This window comes from Phenylobacterium sp. (genome assembly GCF_030679875.1).
In the GTDB taxonomy this organism is placed as follows: domain Bacteria; phylum Pseudomonadota; class Alphaproteobacteria; order Caulobacterales; family Caulobacteraceae; genus Phenylobacterium.
Window position 1 is genome coordinate 168,183 of record NZ_JAUXSP010000003.1, and the last position, 16,309, is coordinate 184,491.

The 16,309-nt window shown below is 68.8% G+C and carries 15 protein-coding genes, 2 tRNA genes and 1 pseudogene; 13 read left to right on the top strand and 5 right to left on the bottom strand.

Annotated elements, in window-relative coordinates:
- Positions 1-147 precede the first annotated feature (147 nt).
- Both Q8K84_RS02600 and Q8K84_RS02605 read left to right on the top strand, forming a co-directional pair.
- Positions 148-2,235 carry a S9 family peptidase gene (locus tag Q8K84_RS02600; protein ID WP_305280402.1) on the top strand — a complete coding sequence of 696 codons (2,088 nt, stop codon included), beginning with the start codon at positions 148-150 and terminating at the stop codon, positions 2,233-2,235.
- Positions 2,232-2,777 carry a GNAT family N-acetyltransferase gene (locus Q8K84_RS02605; protein ID WP_305280404.1) on the top strand — a complete coding sequence of 182 codons (546 nt, stop codon included), beginning with the start codon at positions 2,232-2,234 and terminating at the stop codon, positions 2,775-2,777. Before Q8K84_RS02600 ends, Q8K84_RS02605 begins: the two co-directional genes overlap by 4 nt.
- On the opposite strand, the gene Q8K84_RS02610 is transcribed toward Q8K84_RS02605, so the two are convergent.
- Positions 2,774-3,682: a LysR substrate-binding domain-containing protein gene (locus tag Q8K84_RS02610; protein WP_305280407.1), complete on the bottom strand. Its 909-nt coding sequence runs from the start codon at positions 3,680-3,682 to the stop codon at positions 2,774-2,776. The genes Q8K84_RS02605 and Q8K84_RS02610 overlap by 4 nt on opposite strands.
- A 98-nt stretch (positions 3,683-3,780) precedes the next feature.
- On the opposite strand from Q8K84_RS02610, the gene ilvD reads away from it, so the two are divergent.
- The 4 genes from ilvD (at position 3,781) to Q8K84_RS02630 (ending at position 7,502) form a co-directional block, all read left to right on the top strand.
- Positions 3,781-5,628, top strand: coding sequence for a dihydroxy-acid dehydratase (gene ilvD / locus Q8K84_RS02615; RefSeq protein WP_305280410.1), 1,848 nt, complete (start codon positions 3,781-3,783; stop codon positions 5,626-5,628).
- A gap of 41 nt (positions 5,629-5,669) precedes the next feature.
- Positions 5,670-6,086, top strand: coding sequence for a hypothetical protein (locus tag Q8K84_RS02620; RefSeq protein ID WP_305280412.1), 417 nt, complete (start codon positions 5,670-5,672; stop codon positions 6,084-6,086).
- A gap of 75 nt (positions 6,087-6,161) precedes the next feature.
- Positions 6,162-6,773 (top strand): peptidylprolyl isomerase, encoded by a 612-nt coding sequence (locus Q8K84_RS02625; RefSeq protein WP_305280415.1) that lies wholly within the window; start codon positions 6,162-6,164, stop codon positions 6,771-6,773.
- A 24-nt stretch (positions 6,774-6,797) separates the two neighbouring features.
- Entirely contained in the window at positions 6,798-7,502 is a 705-nt protein-coding gene (locus tag Q8K84_RS02630; protein ID WP_305280418.1) for an SOS response-associated peptidase, read from the top strand.
- A 3-nt stretch (positions 7,503-7,505) separates the two neighbouring features.
- Here the strand turns inward: Q8K84_RS02630 and Q8K84_RS02635 are convergent, their stop codons facing one another.
- The 3 genes from Q8K84_RS02635 to Q8K84_RS02645 all read right to left on the bottom strand — a co-directional run bounded on the left by Q8K84_RS02635 (position 7,506) and on the right by Q8K84_RS02645 (position 9,299).
- On the bottom strand, positions 7,506-7,664 hold the full coding sequence (locus Q8K84_RS02635; protein WP_305280420.1) for a DUF2256 domain-containing protein: 159 nt from the start codon (positions 7,662-7,664) through the stop codon (positions 7,506-7,508).
- Positions 7,665-7,696: 32 nt separating this feature from the next.
- Positions 7,697-9,022 carry an AarF/ABC1/UbiB kinase family protein gene (locus Q8K84_RS02640; protein WP_305280422.1) on the bottom strand — a complete coding sequence of 442 codons (1,326 nt, stop codon included), beginning with the start codon at positions 9,020-9,022 and terminating at the stop codon, positions 7,697-7,699.
- 203 nt (positions 9,023-9,225) lie between these two features.
- A tRNA-Gln gene (locus tag Q8K84_RS02645) sits at positions 9,226-9,299 on the bottom strand.
- A gap of 129 nt (positions 9,300-9,428) precedes the next feature.
- On the opposite strand from Q8K84_RS02645, the gene Q8K84_RS02650 reads away from it, so the two are divergent.
- A tRNA-Pro gene (locus Q8K84_RS02650) sits at positions 9,429-9,505 on the top strand.
- Between the two features lie 90 nt (positions 9,506-9,595).
- Here the strand turns inward: Q8K84_RS02650 and Q8K84_RS02655 are convergent.
- Positions 9,596-10,378: a DUF547 domain-containing protein gene (locus tag Q8K84_RS02655; RefSeq protein WP_305280424.1), complete on the bottom strand. Its 783-nt coding sequence runs from the start codon at positions 10,376-10,378 to the stop codon at positions 9,596-9,598.
- A 300-nt stretch (positions 10,379-10,678) separates the two neighbouring features.
- Between Q8K84_RS02655 and Q8K84_RS02660 the strand changes: the two genes are divergently transcribed.
- The 6 genes and pseudogenes from Q8K84_RS02660 to Q8K84_RS02685 all read left to right on the top strand — a co-directional run.
- A complete protein-coding gene (locus Q8K84_RS02660; RefSeq protein ID WP_293316660.1) occupies positions 10,679-10,888 on the top strand; it encodes a cold-shock protein in 210 nt (69 codons plus the stop codon).
- Between the two features lie 91 nt (positions 10,889-10,979).
- The gene (locus tag Q8K84_RS02665; RefSeq protein WP_305280431.1) at positions 10,980-11,675 is read left to right on the top strand and encodes an ABC transporter ATP-binding protein; all 696 of its coding nucleotides are present in this window, start codon (positions 10,980-10,982) and stop codon (positions 11,673-11,675) included.
- Entirely contained in the window at positions 11,665-14,226 is a 2,562-nt protein-coding gene (locus Q8K84_RS02670) for an FtsX-like permease family protein (protein ID WP_305280433.1), read from the top strand. Before Q8K84_RS02665 ends, Q8K84_RS02670 begins: the two co-directional genes overlap by 11 nt.
- Positions 14,226-15,314 (top strand): carotenoid 1,2-hydratase, encoded by a 1,089-nt coding sequence (locus Q8K84_RS02675; protein WP_305280435.1) that lies wholly within the window; start codon positions 14,226-14,228, stop codon positions 15,312-15,314. Before Q8K84_RS02670 ends, Q8K84_RS02675 begins: the two co-directional genes overlap by 1 nt.
- A gap of 51 nt (positions 15,315-15,365) precedes the next feature.
- Positions 15,366-15,791, top strand: a complete 426-nt coding sequence (locus Q8K84_RS02680) for an EVE domain-containing protein (protein ID WP_305280438.1) — start codon at positions 15,366-15,368, stop codon at positions 15,789-15,791.
- A 66-nt stretch (positions 15,792-15,857) separates the two neighbouring features.
- Positions 15,858-16,309: pseudogene (locus Q8K84_RS02685) on the top strand (efflux RND transporter periplasmic adaptor subunit); the annotation flags it as partial.

Here is a 16,309-nt window from a genome sequence, read left to right on the forward strand (position 1 = left end):
GCACTGCGGCAAGACGCGAGGACGTTACCGCCCGCGCTCTATTGACGCGCGCCTGTCTATGCGGCGTCAAACCTGAATATCTTTCCTGGCCGCCGGTGATCGACGGCATGGCTTGAGGCGGCCGCCAGAACGTCGCATCTAACGGGCATGAGCACTCGCCCCACCCCTCCCCTCGCCCCGAAGCATCCCCATTCCGTCGAGCAGCTCGGCCGCCGCCGCACCGATGACTATGCGTGGATGAAGGACGAGAACTGGCAGAAGGTGCTGCGCGACCCCGCCATCCTGCGGGCCGATATCGCCGACCATCTGAAGGCCGAGAACGCCTATACCGAGGCGATGCTGGCGCGGACCAAGGACCTGCAGGCCGCCCTGTTCGCCGAGATGAAGGGGCGGATCAAGGAAGACGATTCCAGCGTGCCAGCCCCGGACGGGCCCTGGGACTATTATGTCCGCTACCAGGAAGGCGCCCAGCATCCCATCCGCGCCCGCCGCCCCCGGGGGGGAGAGGTCGGCGAGGAAATCCTGCTGGACGAAGAGACCCTGGCCAAGGGCAAGGCCTATTTCCAGGTGGGCGGCGCGGGCCACAGCCCCGACCACCGGCTCTACGCCTGGGCCGCCGACGAGCAGGGCTCGGAATACTACACGATCCGCGTGCGCGACCTTGTCACCGGCGAGGATCTGCCCGGCGCGATTGAAAGCGCCTATGGCGACTTCACCTTCTCGCCGGACTCCGAATGGTTGTTCTGGATCTGGCGGGACGAGAACGCCCGGCCCGCAAAGGTCTTCCGCCGGCCGGCCCGGGGCGGCGAAGACGTGCTGGTCTATGAGGAAAAGGACGAGGGCATGTTCCTCGGCGTCGGCACGACCTCGGACGACGCCTACATCGCCATCCATGTGGGCGACCAGGAGACCACCGAGATCTGGATCATCCCGGCTGGCGAACCCACCGCCGAGCCGGCCTGTGTCCAGCCCCGGGAGACCGGCGTCCGCTATGAGCTCGACCATTGGACCGACCGCTGGGTGATCCGCACAAACGCCGACGGGGCGGTGGACTTCAAGCTTTGCGTCTCGACCGAGCCCCTGCCCGCCCGGACCACCTGGCGCGACTTTGTCCCCCACCAGGCCGGCCGCTACATCACCGGCTTCGCCGCCTATGCCGGCCATCTGGTGCGGATGGAAAGGGTCAACGCCCTCGACCAGATGGCGGTGATGACCCGGGACGGGGATGAGCACATCGTCGCCTTCGACGAGCAGGCCTACGCCCTGCACCTGGAGGGCGGGCTGGAATACGAGACCAGCCTGACGCGGTTCGTCTACCAATCGCCGACCACGCCCCGGCAGTGGTTCGACTACGACATGGCCACCCGCCAGCGGACCTGGCGCAAGACCCAGGAAATCCCGTCGGGCCATGACCCCGACGCCTATGTGGCGCGCAGGCTCTACGCCCGCGCCGCCGATGGGGAAGAGGTGCCGATCACCCTGCTGATGCGCCGCGACACCCCGGTCGATGGGACCGCGCCGCTGATGCTCTACGGCTACGGCTCCTATGGTCACGCCATGGAGCCCAGCTTCTCGATCCGCAATCTGTCCCTGGTGGACCGGGGTTGGATCTGGGCCACGGCCCATATCCGCGGCGGCTCGGACAAGGGATGGGGCTGGTTCATGGACGGCCGCAAGGCCAAGAAGACCAACACCTTCACCGACTTTATCGCCTGCGCCGAACACCTGGTGGCCGAGAACTACGCCACCAAGGGACAGATCGCGGCCTATGGCGGCTCGGCCGGCGGGATGCTGATGGGGGCTGTGGCCAATATGCGCCCGGATCTCTGGGGGGCGATCATCGCCGCTGTGCCCTTCGTCGATGTGCTCAACACCATGAGCGATGCGAGCCTGCCGCTCACCCCGCCGGAATGGCCTGAGTGGGGCAATCCCCTGACTGATGCGGCCGCCTATGACACCATCGCCGCCTACAGCCCTTATGATCAGGTGAGCGCCAAGGCATACCCACCGGTCCTTGCGACCGGCGGGCTCTCAGACCCGCGGGTCACCTATTGGGAGCCGGCCAAGTGGGTGGCGCGCCTGCGGGAACACAGCACGGGCCAGGCGCCCATCCTGCTCAAGATCAATATGGAGGCTGGCCACGGCGGCGCCTCGGGCCGGTTCGACTTCCTCAAGGAGATCGCGCTGGACTATGCCTTCGCCGTTTGGGCTATCGACAAGGACTGGACGAAGTGATCGTGCGCCCGGCTGAGGCCTCCGACATGGCCGCCCTGGCCGACATCTATGGCCACCACGTCCTGCACGGCTTCGGCACCTTCGAAGAAGTCCCGCCCTCGGCCGACGAGTTGAACCAGCGCCGCGAGGCCATCGTGGCCCGCGGCCTGCCCTATCTGCTGGCTGAGGATGGGGGGAAGGTCCTCGGCTTCGCCTATGCCGGACCCTTCCGCCTGCGGGCGGCCTATCGCTACACGGTGGAGGACAGCGTCTATGTGGCGCCGGACGCCCAGGGGCGCGGGGTCGGCCGCGCGGTGCTCTCAGGCGTCATCGCGGCGTGCGAGGCTATCGGTATCCGCCAGATGGTCGCGGTGATCGGCGATAGCGGCAACGCCGGCTCGATCGGCCTGCACACAGCATTGGGCTTCACCCCCCAAGGCAGCGGCCTTGGCCTGGGCTACAAGCACGGCCGCTGGGTTGATATCGTCTGGATGCAGAAGGCCCTGAACGGCGGGACGACGCGGGAGCCCGACGCGCCCGGACTGGCGCTAAGCGGCGTCTAATCGACCACGCCGTCGAAGGCGATGTCCAGGAACCGCGCCAGGGTCGGGGTCAGGTCGTCCTGGCGCCAAACCAGGCCGGTCTCCAGCGACGGCGCCTCGCCGGCCAATTCCACATAGCGCACGCCGGTGCGGGCGAGGTTGCGCAGGGAGGCCGGCGCCAGGGCCACCCCCATCTCGGCCGAGACCAGGCTGATGATGGTCTGCATCTGGATGGCCTCCTGGGCGATCCTGGCGGCGCCGCCATGGGCGGTGAAATAGCCGGTGATCAGTTCGTGGAAGGCCGGGGCCGAGCGCTTGGGGAAGATGATCAGCGGCGACTGGACCACATCGGCCGGGTCCAGCCGGCCGGCCTTGAGCGCCAGGCGGCCGCTTTCCAGCCAGGCCTCGGGCACGGCGGCGACCAGGGGCTCGGTCAGCAGCCGGCGATAGCTCAGGCCCGGCGGCAGGGCGCCGCCAGCCGGGGGGATGATGACGCCGGCATGTCCGGCCCCCTCGACCAAGGCGGCGATCTGCACCTCGCTGGTGGCCTCGCGCAGGTCAATCTCCACGGCGGGATAGAGGGCGGCGTAGCGGCGGACCAGGGTCGGCAGGACGCTGTAGTCGGCCGTGCTCACGAAGGAGAGCTCCAGGCGCCCGGCCTCTCCATCCCGCAGTCGACGGGCGATGTCCGGCAGGGCGGCAAGTTCGGTAAGGGCCGCGCGCACATGGATCAGAAACTGCGCCCCAAACGGGGTCAGGGCGACGCTGCGCTTGGTGCGGGAAAACAGCGCCGCGCCCAGCTCCCGCTCCAGCCCCTGGATCGATTGGCTGAGCGGCGGCTGGGTCATGTTCAGCCGCGCCGCAGCCCGCCCGAAATGCAGGGTCTCGGCGACGGCCTCGAAGTGGCGCAGCTGACGGACATCCATCGCTGATATCTACAGCGACCTAATGCGGCTTCAAAAGTATATTTCCCTCTCCGCCTGATGGCGGCTATGCGGGAAGCGACCCACAAGGACTCCGCCCGATGCCCGCCTATCGCTCACGCACCTCGACCCACGGCCGCAACATGGCCGGCGCCCGCGGCCTGTGGCGCGCCACAGGCATGAAGGACGGCGACTTCGGCAAGCCGATCATCGCCGTGGTCAACTCCTTCACCCAGTTCGTGCCGGGCCACGTCCACCTGAAGGACCTGGGCCAGCTGGTCGCCCGCGAGATCGAGCGGGCCGGCGGGGTGGCCAAGGAGTTCAACACCATCGCGGTCGATGACGGCATCGCCATGGGCCACGACGGCATGCTCTACAGCCTGCCGTCCCGCGAATTGATCGCCGACAGCGTCGAGTACATGGCCAACGCCCACTGCGTGGACGCGCTGGTTTGCATCTCCAACTGCGACAAGATCACGCCGGGCATGCTGATGGCCTCCCTGCGGCTGAACATCCCGACGGTCTTCGTCTCCGGCGGCCCCATGGAGGCCGGCAAGGTCATCGTGAACGGCAAGGAAGTCGCGCTGGACCTGGTGGACGCCATGGTGGCGGCGGCTGATGAGTCCGTCAGCGACGCCGAGGTGGACGCCATCGAGCGGGCCGCCTGTCCGACCTGCGGCTCGTGCTCGGGCATGTTCACCGCCAACTCCATGAACTGCCTGACCGAGGCGCTGGGCCTGTCCCTGCCCGGCAATGGCTCGACGCTCGCTACTCACGCCGACCGCGAACGCCTGTTCCTGGAGGCCGGCCACCTGATCGTCGACATCACCAAGCGCTACTACGAGCAGGAGGATGACAGCGTCCTGCCGCGCAATGTGGCCAGCTTCCGGGCCTTTGAGAACGCCATGAGCCTGGACATCGCCATGGGCGGCTCGACCAACACGGTCCTGCACCTGCTGGCCGCCGCCCATGAGGGCGAGGTGGACTTCACCATGAAGGATATCGACCGGCTGTCGCGCAAGGTGCCGTGCCTGTCCAAGGTGGCCCCGGCCAAGGCCGACGTGCACATGGAGGACGTCCACCGGGCCGGCGGGGTCATGGCCATCCTTGGCCAGCTGGAGCGCGGCGGCCTGCTGCACACCGATCTGCCGACGGTCCACTCCAAGACCATGGGCGAGGCCCTGGAGCGCTGGGACATCAGCCGCACCGAGAGCGAAGCCGTCCAGACCTTCTTCAAGGCCGCGCCCGGCGGGGTGCCGACCCAGGTCGCCTTCAGCCAGAACCGGCGCTGGAAGGAACTCGACCTGGACCGCGAAGGCGGCGTGATCCGCAGCGTGCGGCACGCCTTCTCCCAGGACGGCGGCCTGGCTGTGCTGAGCGGCAACCTCGCCGAGGACGGCTGCATCGTGAAGACCGCCGGCGTGGACGACAGCATCCTGGTGTTTGCTGGCCCGGCCCGGGTGTTCGAGAGCCAGGACGCGGCGGTCAGCGCCATCCTGACCGGCAAGATCGTCGCCGGCGATGTCCTGGTGATCCGCTATGAGGGCCCGCGCGGCGGACCCGGCATGCAGGAAATGCTGTATCCGACCAGCTATCTGAAATCGAAGGGCCTGGGGAAGGCCTGCGCCCTGATCACAGACGGGCGCTTCTCCGGCGGGACCTCGGGGCTCTCCATCGGCCATGTTTCGCCCGAGGCGGCGGAAGGCGGCATGATCGGCCTGGTTCAGGAAGGCGACCGGATCGAGATCGACATCCCCAAGCGCACCATCGTGCTGGCTGTGCCGGGTGAAGAACTGGCGCGCCGGCGCGCGGCCATGGACGCCCGGGGACCCGACGCCTGGACGCCCGGCCCGCGGCAACGCAAGGTGACACCTGCGTTGCGCGCCTACGCGGCCTTCACCACCAGCGCCGCCCGCGGGGCGGTCAGGGACGTCGATCAGAAGCGCTGAGCCGCCCTTATCTGGCCACGTCCGGGGAAGAGGCTGACAGCATGAACCTCTCCGCCCTCGCCGCCGCCCTGCTGGTCGCCACCTTTGCGGGGTCAGCGCTCGCCGACGAAGGTCTGATTTCGACGGGCCGCACAGACAGCCCGCCGGCGCCCATGGCCTCTGCGGAGCAACTCGCTCCTGGCATGGTCCAGACGCAGGGCCAGGCCGAGGCGCCGGGCGACTGGGCGCGCCGCGTGATGGCTGGCGACCCTGGGCCAGAGGAGATCGCCGAGGGGCGGCAAGGCCGGTGTCTCACCCGGGCCGACAATCGGCCGCATGGCGAGGTCTGGGCCGGAATCGGCACCGGCGGCTACCGCGAGGTGGGCGGCGTCGTCACCCAGTCCATCGGTGACTGCGCGAGCGTCACCATCGGCATGAGCCGCACCGAGGGTCGGTTTGCAGGGCCGCGCTACCGATAGCGGCGGGCTCCAGGAGGAGATTCCGTTCGTGCGGCGGAGGCGCTAGGCTGGCGCTGCAATGACCCAGGAGCCGACATGACGTCCAGCACTCTTCCCCGCCGCAGTCTCATTCTCGGCGCCGGCCTGGTCATGGCCGCGCCGCAGCTGGTCCTGGCCCAGGCCGCCAAGACCAGGGTGACCATGAAGACGGCGCAGGGGACCATCGTCATTGAGCTGGAAGACAGGAAGGCCCCCCTGACCAGCGCCAACTTCCTGCGCTATGTGGACGCCAAGGCCTATGACGGCGGCAGCTTCTTTCGGGCCGCGCGGAGCGACTGGGCGCCGACGGAGGGCACCATCGTCGCCCAACCACCAGCCAAGGCGCGCCCTTTCGCCCCCATCCGCCACGAGAGCACGACCATGACGGGCCTGAGCCATGTTCATGGCGCGGTGTCCCTGGGCCGGTTCGCGCCTGGCACCGCCACCAACACCTTCTTTATCTGCCTGGGCGATCAGACCTTTCTGGACGCCCAGCCTGGCCAGCCCGGCGACAATCTGGGCTACGCTGTCTTTGGCAAGGTGGTCTCAGGCCTGCCCAACGCCCAGAAGATCCTGGCCCAGCCCACCGGCGGCGAGACCAAGTTCGCCGACCAGAAGGATCAGTGGCTGAAGACACCGGTGGTCATCGAGACCATGCGTCGGGTCTGAAACCGCCACAGCCGCAGGCCCGCCATGTGCAATGAATATCAGAAGCGGATCGCCCGCGGCCCGCTCACCGAGCGCTTCTCGGAGATCAACATCCCGATCCGCTGGGCTGACGCCGAGCCCAATCGGGATCTGGACGAACCGATCCGCCCCACAGACCGGGCGACCATTCTGCGCGCCGCTGACCCGGTTGATCCCGCCGCGGGGCTTGAGGGCCTTGAGATGCGCTGGTGGCTGGTGCCGGCCTTTCACCGCGGCCCGCTCAGCGCCTGGCGAAATCTCTGCACCAATGCGCGGATCGAGACTGTGGACACCGCGCCCACCTTCCGCGAGGCCTACCGGCACAGACGCTGCCTCGTGCCCCTGACCAGCTTCATCGAATATTCGGAGCCGGAGGGGTGGAAGAAGGGCAAGCCCAAGACCCGCCACGAGATCGCCTGGGCTGACGAGGAGGTGCGGGTCTTTGCGGGCATCTGGGACCGGGCCGAGCCGCAGGACCAGCCCGGGGGACTGGAGAGCTTCGCCTTCGTCACCGGCCCCGCGCCCGCCGACATCGCCCCTTTCCACGATCGGACCCCGCCGACGCTAAGCCTGGCCCAAGGCCTGGCCTGGCTGGACCTGGAAGGGCCCGGCAAGGGGTTGCTGGAGGCGTTGCCCGGCTCCGGCGCCTACACAGTGACCGAAAGCCCCAGGGAGCAGCTGATGTCCCCGGAGATGCGCCGACTGCTCTGAGGTCTATTGCTCGGGCGTGACCGGCTTGGCGGCGCGGCAGCGGTCCGAACAGTATTTCACCTGCTCCCAGTCGCGCGCCCATTTCCGGCGCCAGGCGAACGGACGCCCGCAGGCCACACAGACCTTTGTCGGCAGGTCCGCCTTGTGTCGCATCCTGGCCATGGCCCTGCCCCTCTGCGCCCCAGTCGCGGCGCTCAGTCCCTCGACCCGGCGACGATCTGGGCCACCATGTCGCGAAGGGGCAGTCGCGCCCGCAGGCGCATGGCCAGCAGGGCGGTTCCGCTCACCTTGCGCTGCACGAACAGCGTATCAGCCGGGGGCACATGCCAGGCGCCACGGTCCGCAGCGATGGTCTCGGCCTGACCGCGCACCTGCTCCACAAAGGCGCGGTCGGCGAAGTCAAACAGCCCTGGCCTGTTCAGATGGCGCATCAGGACGCCGATCATCTCATCGATCGCCCCCCGGTGGCGCTGCAAGGCGGCCGGCGAGATGAAGCCCACCTCGACCAGGGCGCTGCGCAGGGCGTCGTAATCTTCGGAAAGTCCAGCCTGCGCCAGACGACGATAGGCCTGGGCGGTCTCTGGCGGCACAGCCATGGCCGCGCCGAAATCAAGCAGTACGATCCGCTGCGTATCGACCTGCCAGCGGTAGTTGGCGAAGTTGGGGTCGGTCTGCATGTAGCCAAATTCAAACAGCTCCCGCAGGGCCAGCCTGATCAGCGCGGCCATGGCCCCATCGCGGGTGGCCTGCGGCGCGCTGTGCAGAGCCTCGATCGGCTGACCTGGAATGAAGTCCATCGCCAGCACCCGTTCGCGACATAGTTCTTCGACCGGCGCTGGCAGGACAAAGGCGGGATCATCGGCCAACAGAGCCCGGTAGCGGCGCATCTGTTCGGCTTCGCGGGTGTAGTCGGCCTCGTCGCGCAACTGCCCCTTGGCCTTGTCCAGCAGCGGCGCAATATCGAGGCCGTGCGGCAGCAGGCCTGAGAGCCGCAGCAGGCTGGCGACGTTGTCGACATCGGCGTCGATGCTGGCGGCTACGCCGGGATACTGCACCTTGATCGCCAGCAGGCGCCCATCGTGCAGCCTCGCGCGGTGCACCTGACCGATGGAGGCTGCAGCGATCGGCGTCATGTCGAACTGGGCGAACTGCCGGCGCCAGTCGCGCCCCCACGCGCTCTCCAGGACCCGATTCAACTGGCCGGGGGGCATGAAGTGCGCGGCGTCTCGCAGGCGCGCCATGATCGCGGCGAGCTCCGGCGGCAGGACGTCGCCGCCGTCCATCGAAATCATCTGCCCAAGCTTCATGGCCGCCCCGCGCAGACGGGACAACTGCTCGGCCACCCGCAGGGCGTTGCCCGGGGTCAGCATCAGATCTGAAAGCTGTGGACGCTGGCCGTCCGCCAGCCGGCGGGCCCCCTCGGCGATCATGCCGCCCGCCACGCCGCCGGCCAGCTGGCCGAGGGAGGCCAGGCGGGCCATCCGACTGGAAGGCACCTTGCGAAAGCGCGAATGGATCATTCCGGCGGATTCCCAAGCGGCGTCCATTCCGCCCTACGCCCGATCAGGCGCCGTCCAGGACTCAGGTCCGGGATCTGACGGGCGCGGAACGCCCTCGACCGATGTGGTGACGCGCTCAGGCCTTGGCCAGGGGGCGCGGATGTCGCGGGCGGGATGAGCTGGGAGCTTGGGGCCGTCGCAGGGGCGCGACCGACCTGAAACCTTGGCTGGGGAACTAGGACTCGAACCTAGAACGACGGTACCAAAAACCGCTGTGTTACCATTACACCATTCCCCAGCAGGAATGACGGCGGGGCTTGTCCCCCCGCCGCGAGGGCGTGGGAATAGCAAAAGCCGATTCCAGATGCAACGGCCGTCCGGTCGCTTGCGGCGCCCAAATCGCTCCTCTATAAGGCCGCCTCCAAGTCGGAGTGTGGCTCAGTCTGGTAGAGCACCGCGTTCGGGACGCGGGGGTCGCAGGTTCGAATCCTGCCACTCCGACCATTCATCTCCCCGGCGCGCGCGGGTCGAGACCATCCCCGTCAGCGCCCTCGCCCAGAGCGTGTCTGCAGCGCCAAACAGGTTGCTGAAACCTCAGGCGAGATCATTCAGATCCCAGTCATAGGCGTAGCCGGCGATGGCGGGGCGTTGGTCGAGCACCCCGCGCAGGGCCGGGGCGGCGAACTGGGACAGGTGGCGGAGGATGGCGTCGTCATCCTCACCGAAGTCCTCGCGATACCACTTGTAGATCGACGACAGCCGCACCCCCTTGCCCGTGGTCTGCACAGCGCGGGGGTGATTGACATAGTCCCGCGCCGCCTTGGCGAAATCGGCCGCGAGGGTCGCGCCGCGCCAGGCGCGCAGGGGCAGGTTGGGACAACTGACCGAGGCGCAGTTGAGGGCGTAGTGGATCATCGGATCGCCCATCGGCCGAAGGATGTCGTGCTCCACCTCATGGAGTGACAACCGCGCGCCATCCACCCGCAGAGTCTTGGCCTTCCAGGGGCCGAAAGACATCAGGCCCGGCCGGATCGCCTGGATGGATTTCACCGGATAGGCCTCCAGCACCACGCGCAGGGTCTCGGCGTTGTAGAGATTGCTCCAGTAGGCGACCTGGTCAGGTCGTGTTCGTCCCTTGGGACTGATCGCCTGCAGGTCCCGGACATACCCGGCCAGGGCGGTCCGGTCGGCGGCGTTCGCCCGCCAGGCGCCGTAGTCGACCCGGTGGATCCTGTCGCGCCCCAGCCGGACATATCGGCCCAGCAGCCGGTCGAAGGCGCGCGGATCGCCGGGAGCCCCCTGGGCCGCCGTCTGGCCAGGACCGGCAGCCAAGATCCCAGCGCTCAATCCCAGGCCCAGAAGGCGTCGCCGGTCCATGTGCTCAATCCTTGTCGCGAGAGCCTCCGGAAACCCTACGCACAGCGCCCCCAAAGGTTACCTCGCATCCCATAGGCGGTATCTAGGCCTCAGGCGCGGACCGCCGACCCTCGCCCTGGTCCCAAAGCCAAGCTGCGGCCTGGTCAGGTTTGGGGGCGAATTGGCGCCTTCAGGAGGGCCTCGCTGGGCCGCCTCTCACCCGCGGCGCGAGATTCTTTCACCCAAAATGCAGGGTTTTGTTTGCCAGCGGCCATTCTATCGGTACAGGATAGCGCGCAAGCTACAGGAAATGAGACAACTATGACGACCGGAACAGTGAAGTGGTTCAACGCCACTAAGGGCTATGGCTTTATTCAGCCCGATGATGGCGGAGCCGACGTGTTTCTTCACATCAGCGCCGTTGAGCAAGCGGGCATGAGCTCGGTGAACGAAGGCGACAAGCTCTCCTTCGAACTCGAAAAGGACCGTAAGTCGGGCAAGATGTCCGCCGGCCAGCTCCAGAAGGCCTAAAAGTTTGAGCCCCGGTCGGAAACGGCCGGGGCTTCATTCTTGCTGATATTGAGGCGCGACGGGATCTTCCCGCCCCTCTAGTCTGGTGGCCATGCCCACCGGCCCCACGCCCCCCGCCCCACCGCTGCTGATTTCCGACCTGGCCAAGAGCGTGCCGGGAGGCCGCCTGCTGTTCTCCGACCTGGCGCTTCAACTGGCGCCCGGCGAGATCGTCGCGGTGATGGGCGAATCTGGCGTCGGCAAGTCGACGCTGCTCAACCTGGTGGCCGGTCTCGACAGGCCCGACGCGGGGCGCATCGAGATTGACGGGGTCGACCTTGCGGCCCTCGATGATGATGCGCGCACCGGCCTGCGCCGCGACCGGATTGGCTTTGTCTTCCAGGCCTTCCACATCCTGCCCCACCTGACCCTGGCCCAGAACGTGGCCCTGCCGCTCATTCTTGCCCGGCGCCGGGAGACCGAAGCGCTGATCGAGGCGAACGCCATGCTCGACCGGGTCGGACTGACGGGTCGGGGGGCCGACTTCCCCGCCCAGGTGTCCGGGGGAGAGATGCAGCGCATCGCCCTGGCCCGCGCCCTGGTCCATCGTCCCGCCCTGGTTCTGGCGGATGAGCCCACAGGCAATCTCGATCCCCAGACCGCCGATGTTATTCTTTCCCTCCTGTGCGAGCGCCTGCGCGCCTCGCGGGCCGCCGCGGTGATCGTCACCCACTCGGAACGCGCGGCGGCGGCCGCCGACCGCGTGCTGATCCTGACCTCGCGCGGCCTTGTCGCCCATGAGCACTAGCCGCGGTCCTGTCGTCAGATCAGGTCTCGGCCCACGCCTGCTGGCCTGGATGGTGATCGGCGAGTGGCGGGCCCAGCCTGGCCGCACCCTGGCCGCCGTTCTCGCCATCGCCGTCGGGGTCGGGCTTGGATTGGCGATCCACCTGGTGAACCGTTCGGCTCTGGATGAATTCGCCGGCGCCGTGCGCAGCGTCAGCGGTGCGGCCGACCTGCAGGTCCAGGCCGCCAGTTCGGCCGGATTCGATGAAGGCCTCTATCCAATCCTCGCCCGGCTGGAGGGCGTGGCGGTCGCCAGTCCTGTGGTCGAACTCCGCGCCCTGACCGACGATGGGGTGGCCCTGACCCTGCTGGGCCTTGATCCGCTGCGAGCCGCGTCGGTGACCCCCAATCTGCTGGGCAGGCCGGCGGCTGGCGACGGCGGGGGCACGGCCGCTGAGGCGGTGTTCGATCTCGACGCCGTGACCTTGTCGCCGGCCGCCCTGCAACAGACAGGGCTGCGGGTCGGCGACCCGATACGGCTGAGCGCGGCAGGGCAGAGCGCGACCCTGCGTGTCGCCGGCGTCCTTGAGGGGATCAGCGGCGACCGCGCCCTGGGCGTGATCGACATCGCCGCGGCGCAGTGGCGGTTTGGCCAACTGGGCCGCCTGCAGCGACTCGATCTGCGGCTGACGGCCGGCGCTGATCGCGGCGCCGTTGAGCGCGCCGTCCAGAGCAAGCTCCCGGCGGAAGCGGCCCTGGTCACCCCACAGAGCGAGATGCGCCGCACCGAGAGCCTGTCGCGGGCCTATCGGGTCAATCTGCAGATGCTGGCCCTGGTGGCTCTGCTGACGGGAGGCTTCCTGGTCTATTCCGCCCAGACCCTGTCGGTGACCCGGCGGCGACCGCAATTTGCGCTGCTGAGGGTGTTGGGTCTTCCCGCCCGAGGCATGTTGAGCCAGGTCCTTATTGAAGGCGTGGTGCTGGGTGTGGCCGGCGCGGCCCTGGGGGTGGCCTTGGGGGTAGGCCTGGCGGAGCTGGCTCTGCGCCTTCTCGGGGGCGATCTGGGCGGTGGCTATTTCAGGGGCGGGCGGCCGCCCCTGGCCTTCACCCCGGTGGCGATGGCGGTGATCTTCAGCCTGGGTGTCGCCATATCGGTCCTGGGCAGCCTGTTCCCCGCCCTGCAGGCCGAGCGGATTCCCGCCGCCGTGGCCCTGAAGACCGGTTCAGGGGAAACCCCCGACGCCGCGGGCCAGCCGCCTCCGTGGATCAGTCTCACCCTGCTGGCGGCCGGCGGTCTGGCCGCTCTGGCGCCGCCGCTGGGGGGCGTGCCGCTGTTCGGTTACGGCGCTATCGCCCTGATCCTGGCCGGCGGCGTCGGCGCCATGCCCTGGCTGGCCCGAGGCCTGCTGAGCCCTCTGAGGCGGCTGAACGCCCCACCGCCCCTGGCCTTGGCCATCGCCCGGCTGTGGGGAGCCCCCCGCCAGGCCGCAGTCGCGCTATGCGGCATCGTCGCCAGCACCAGCCTGATGGTGGCCATGGCGGTGATGGTCACCAGTTTCCGCGGCTCGGTTGAGGACTGGCTGATTCAGATCCTGCCGGCCGACATCTATATGCGCCTCGAACCGGGCCTCGCCCTGGACCCCGCCGCCCAGGCCCGGCTGGCGGCCGCCCCTGAGGCGGCCGCGGTCGAGTTCCGCCAGAGCTTCAGCCTGCGTCTCCACCCTGATCGCCCGCCCGTCCAGGTCAGCGCCCGCGGCGGACCTGGGACCAGCGCGGGCGAAGGCCTGCCGCTGGTGGGCGCCCAGGCGACGGGCGAAGGCCTGCCGGTCTGGATCTCCGAGCCCATGGCCCGGCTCTATGATCTGCGGCCTGGGGACAGCCTGGACCTGCCGATCGCATCCGAGATGCAAGAAGGCCTGTTCGTGGCGGGGGTCTGGCGGGACTACTCCAACCAGTTTGGCGCCCTGGTGATGGATCAGTCCGCCTACACCACCCTGACCGGCGATCCTGGCCGCGCCGAGGCGGCTATCGTCCTCAGGCCGGGCCTGGAACCCGCGAGCGCGATCGCGGCGCTGCGGGCGCGGCTGCCAGACTCCCTGGCGCCAGGCGCAGATTTCGCCGAGCCGAGGGAAATCCGCGCCGTGGCCCTGCGGATTTTCGACCGGTCCTTCGCGGTGACCTACGCCCTTGAGGCCATCGCCATTCTGGTGGGACTGGCCGGGGTCGCCACCACCTTTTCGGCCCAGACCCTGGCGCGCCGCAAGGAGTTCGGCATGCTCCGCCACGTGGGCGTCCGGCGAGGACAGATCATGCAGATGCTGGCCGCCGAGGGGGCCCTGCTCGGCGCCATCGGCGCCCTGGCCGGCCTCACCCTCGGGGGCGTGATGAGCCAGGTCCTGATCCATGTGGTCAATCCGCAGTCCTTCAACTGGACCATGGAGACCCGCCTGCCCTGGCCGCTGCTGGCCAGCCTCGCAGCAGCGCTCGTCGCCACCTCGGCGGGGGCGGCGGTGCTGGCCGGCCGCGGCGCCCTGGCCGACAGCGCCGTGCGCGCCGTGCGGGAGGACTGGTGATGATCCCCCGCCGCGCCTTCGCAGCCCTCCTCGCGGCCGGGCTGACCTTGCCCGCCGCCCCCGGCCACGCCCAGGAAAGCCCCGGAGGCGTCAGCTTCGCCCCGGTGCGGCCCGGGCGGCGGCTGAGCTTTCCGACCGATCACGGCGCTCATCCCGATTTCCGGACCGAGTGGTGGTACGTCACCGGCTGGCTGCAGGCTGATGGCCAACCCATCGGCTTCCAGATCACCTTTTTCCGCATCCGCACCGCCGCCGATCCGCGCAATCCCAGCGCCTTTTCCCCTCGCCAGGTGATCTTCGCCCATGCGGCCATTTCCGACCCAAGGGTGGGGCGTCTTCTCCACGCCCAGCGTATCGCCCGGGCCGGGTTCGGCTTGGCCGAGGCCAAGGTCGGCGATATGGATCTTGTCCTCGACGACTGGCGTCTTCGCCGAACCGCGAACGGCGTCCTCAGGGCCCAGGCGGGCGGCGAGGAATTCGCCCTGAACCTGACGCTTGAGCCGACCCAGCCTGTCCTTCTGCAGGGCCAGCAGGGGTTCAGTCGAAAGGGGCCTGGGGCCGACCAGGCAAGCTACTATTACAGCCTGCCCCACCTGAAAGTGTCCGGCGCGCTTGTCCGTGAGGGGCGCCGGCGACCGGTGACCGGGGAAGCCTGGCTCGATCAGGAATGGTCCTCCACCCTGCTGGACGCCCGCGCCGTGGGCTGGGACTGGGCCGGGATCAACCTCGACGACGGGGCTGCGCTCACCGCCTTCCAGGTGCGTGATGGTCAGGGCCAGGCAGTGTGGGCCGGTGGCTCTCTGCGCGCAGCCGATGGAGGGCTGACCACCTTCGGCCCAGGCGACGTGCGGTTCGCAACCCGTCGCCAGTGGCGCTCCCCTCGGACCGCCGCCCTCTATCCGATCGCCCGGGACATTCAGGTCCGCACCCCGCAAGGCGCCAGGATCTGGCGCCTGGAGCCCCTGTTTGATGACCAGGAACTCGATAGCCGCCCCGTCGGCCCGGTCTATTGGGAAGGCGCGGTGCGCACCGAAGGCGGCCGGGGCTACCTTGAATTGACCGGCTACGACGCCCCCCTCGCCCTCTAGGTCCCGTCCCCACCCCTGGGCTAGACTGTCGCCTGCGATGAGGAGTCCCCCATGGCCTATTGGCTGCTGAAGTCTGAGCCGGACGTCTTCTCCTGGGACGACCTGGTCGCACGCGGCGCCAAGGGCGAGCCCTGGAACGGGGTGCGCAACCACACCGCCAAGCGCAACATGATGGCCATGAAGACCGGCGATCAGGCTTTCTTCTATCACTCCCAGGCCGGCAAGGAGATCGTCGGCGTCTGCGAGGTGATCAAGGAGGCCTATCTCGATCCGACTGATCCCAAGGGGCTCTTTGTCTGTGTCGATGTGCGGGCCCGTGAGCCCCTGCCCCGCCCATTCACCCTGGCCGAGGCCAAGGCGGACCCAGCCCTGACGGCCATGTCCCTGGTGACCTCCTTCCGCCTGTCAGTCCAACCGGTGACCGAGGCGGAGTGGCGTCACATCATGACCTGCGCCCGATCCGCAGCCACGGCTTGACCTGGCGAGACGACAGGCCTTGATGCGGACAAGGGCCGAGCCGGTCCTAGGGCTTCAGGAGACACGATGACGGGGCGCGGCAGGCTTAGAGTGGGGGTGCTGCTGCTGGCGGCCGTGCTCATCGTCGCCCTTGTCGCGGTCATGAACCGCAGGCCGCCTGAGGTGACCGTGGCGACCCTCAGCCCCCAGGCCACGGAACTGGTCCTGGCCGTGGTCGGTCGCGTCCGCCCCCTGGACCTGGTGGAGGTGCGCTCGCCCAATCCCGGACAGGTGATTGAGCTCTTGCGGGACGACGGCGACCGCGTGGCGCAGGGGGAAGCCTTGGCTGTGGTGCGCGCCGCGGTGGAGGCGGCCCAGACCGAGGCCGACACCGCCCGCGTCGGCGCCGCCCAGGCTCAGGCCGCCCAGGCCAGGCTCGCCTACCAGCGCACCGCGACCCTGGCCCGCCAGGGGTTCGCCGCCCAGGCGGCGCTGGATCAGGCCCGGGCGGCGCTGCGGGCGGCCGAGGCCGAGGTCGC

Bases quoted from the DNA above. Each gene is read 5' to 3' on its own strand.
- Q8K84_RS02660 (WP_293316660.1), top strand. From the start codon at position 10,679: ATGACGACCGGAACAGTGAAGTGGTTCAACGCCACTAAGGGCTATGGC.
- Q8K84_RS02635 (WP_305280420.1), bottom strand. From the start codon at position 7,664: ATGGCCAGGATGCGACACAAGGCGGACCTGCCGACAAAGGTCTGTGTG.
- Q8K84_RS02665 (WP_305280431.1), top strand. From the start codon at position 10,980: ATGCCCACCGGCCCCACGCCCCCCGCCCCACCGCTGCTGATTTCCGAC.
- Q8K84_RS02655 (WP_305280424.1), bottom strand. From the start codon at position 10,378: ATGGACCGGCGACGCCTTCTGGGCCTGGGATTGAGCGCTGGGATCTTG.
- Q8K84_RS02675 (WP_305280435.1), top strand. From the start codon at position 14,226: ATGATCCCCCGCCGCGCCTTCGCAGCCCTCCTCGCGGCCGGGCTGACC.
- Q8K84_RS02600 (WP_305280402.1), top strand. From the start codon at position 148: ATGAGCACTCGCCCCACCCCTCCCCTCGCCCCGAAGCATCCCCATTCC.
- Q8K84_RS02630 (WP_305280418.1), top strand. From the start codon at position 6,798: ATGTGCAATGAATATCAGAAGCGGATCGCCCGCGGCCCGCTCACCGAG.
- Q8K84_RS02670 (WP_305280433.1), top strand. From the start codon at position 11,665: ATGAGCACTAGCCGCGGTCCTGTCGTCAGATCAGGTCTCGGCCCACGC.
- Q8K84_RS02625 (WP_305280415.1), top strand. From the start codon at position 6,162: ATGACGTCCAGCACTCTTCCCCGCCGCAGTCTCATTCTCGGCGCCGGC.
- ilvD (WP_305280410.1), top strand. From the start codon at position 3,781: ATGCCCGCCTATCGCTCACGCACCTCGACCCACGGCCGCAACATGGCC.
- Q8K84_RS02680 (WP_305280438.1), top strand. From the start codon at position 15,366: ATGGCCTATTGGCTGCTGAAGTCTGAGCCGGACGTCTTCTCCTGGGAC.
- Q8K84_RS02610 (WP_305280407.1), bottom strand. From the start codon at position 3,682: ATGGATGTCCGTCAGCTGCGCCACTTCGAGGCCGTCGCCGAGACCCTG.
- Q8K84_RS02620 (WP_305280412.1), top strand. From the start codon at position 5,670: ATGAACCTCTCCGCCCTCGCCGCCGCCCTGCTGGTCGCCACCTTTGCG.
- Q8K84_RS02640 (WP_305280422.1), bottom strand. From the start codon at position 9,022: ATGATCCATTCGCGCTTTCGCAAGGTGCCTTCCAGTCGGATGGCCCGC.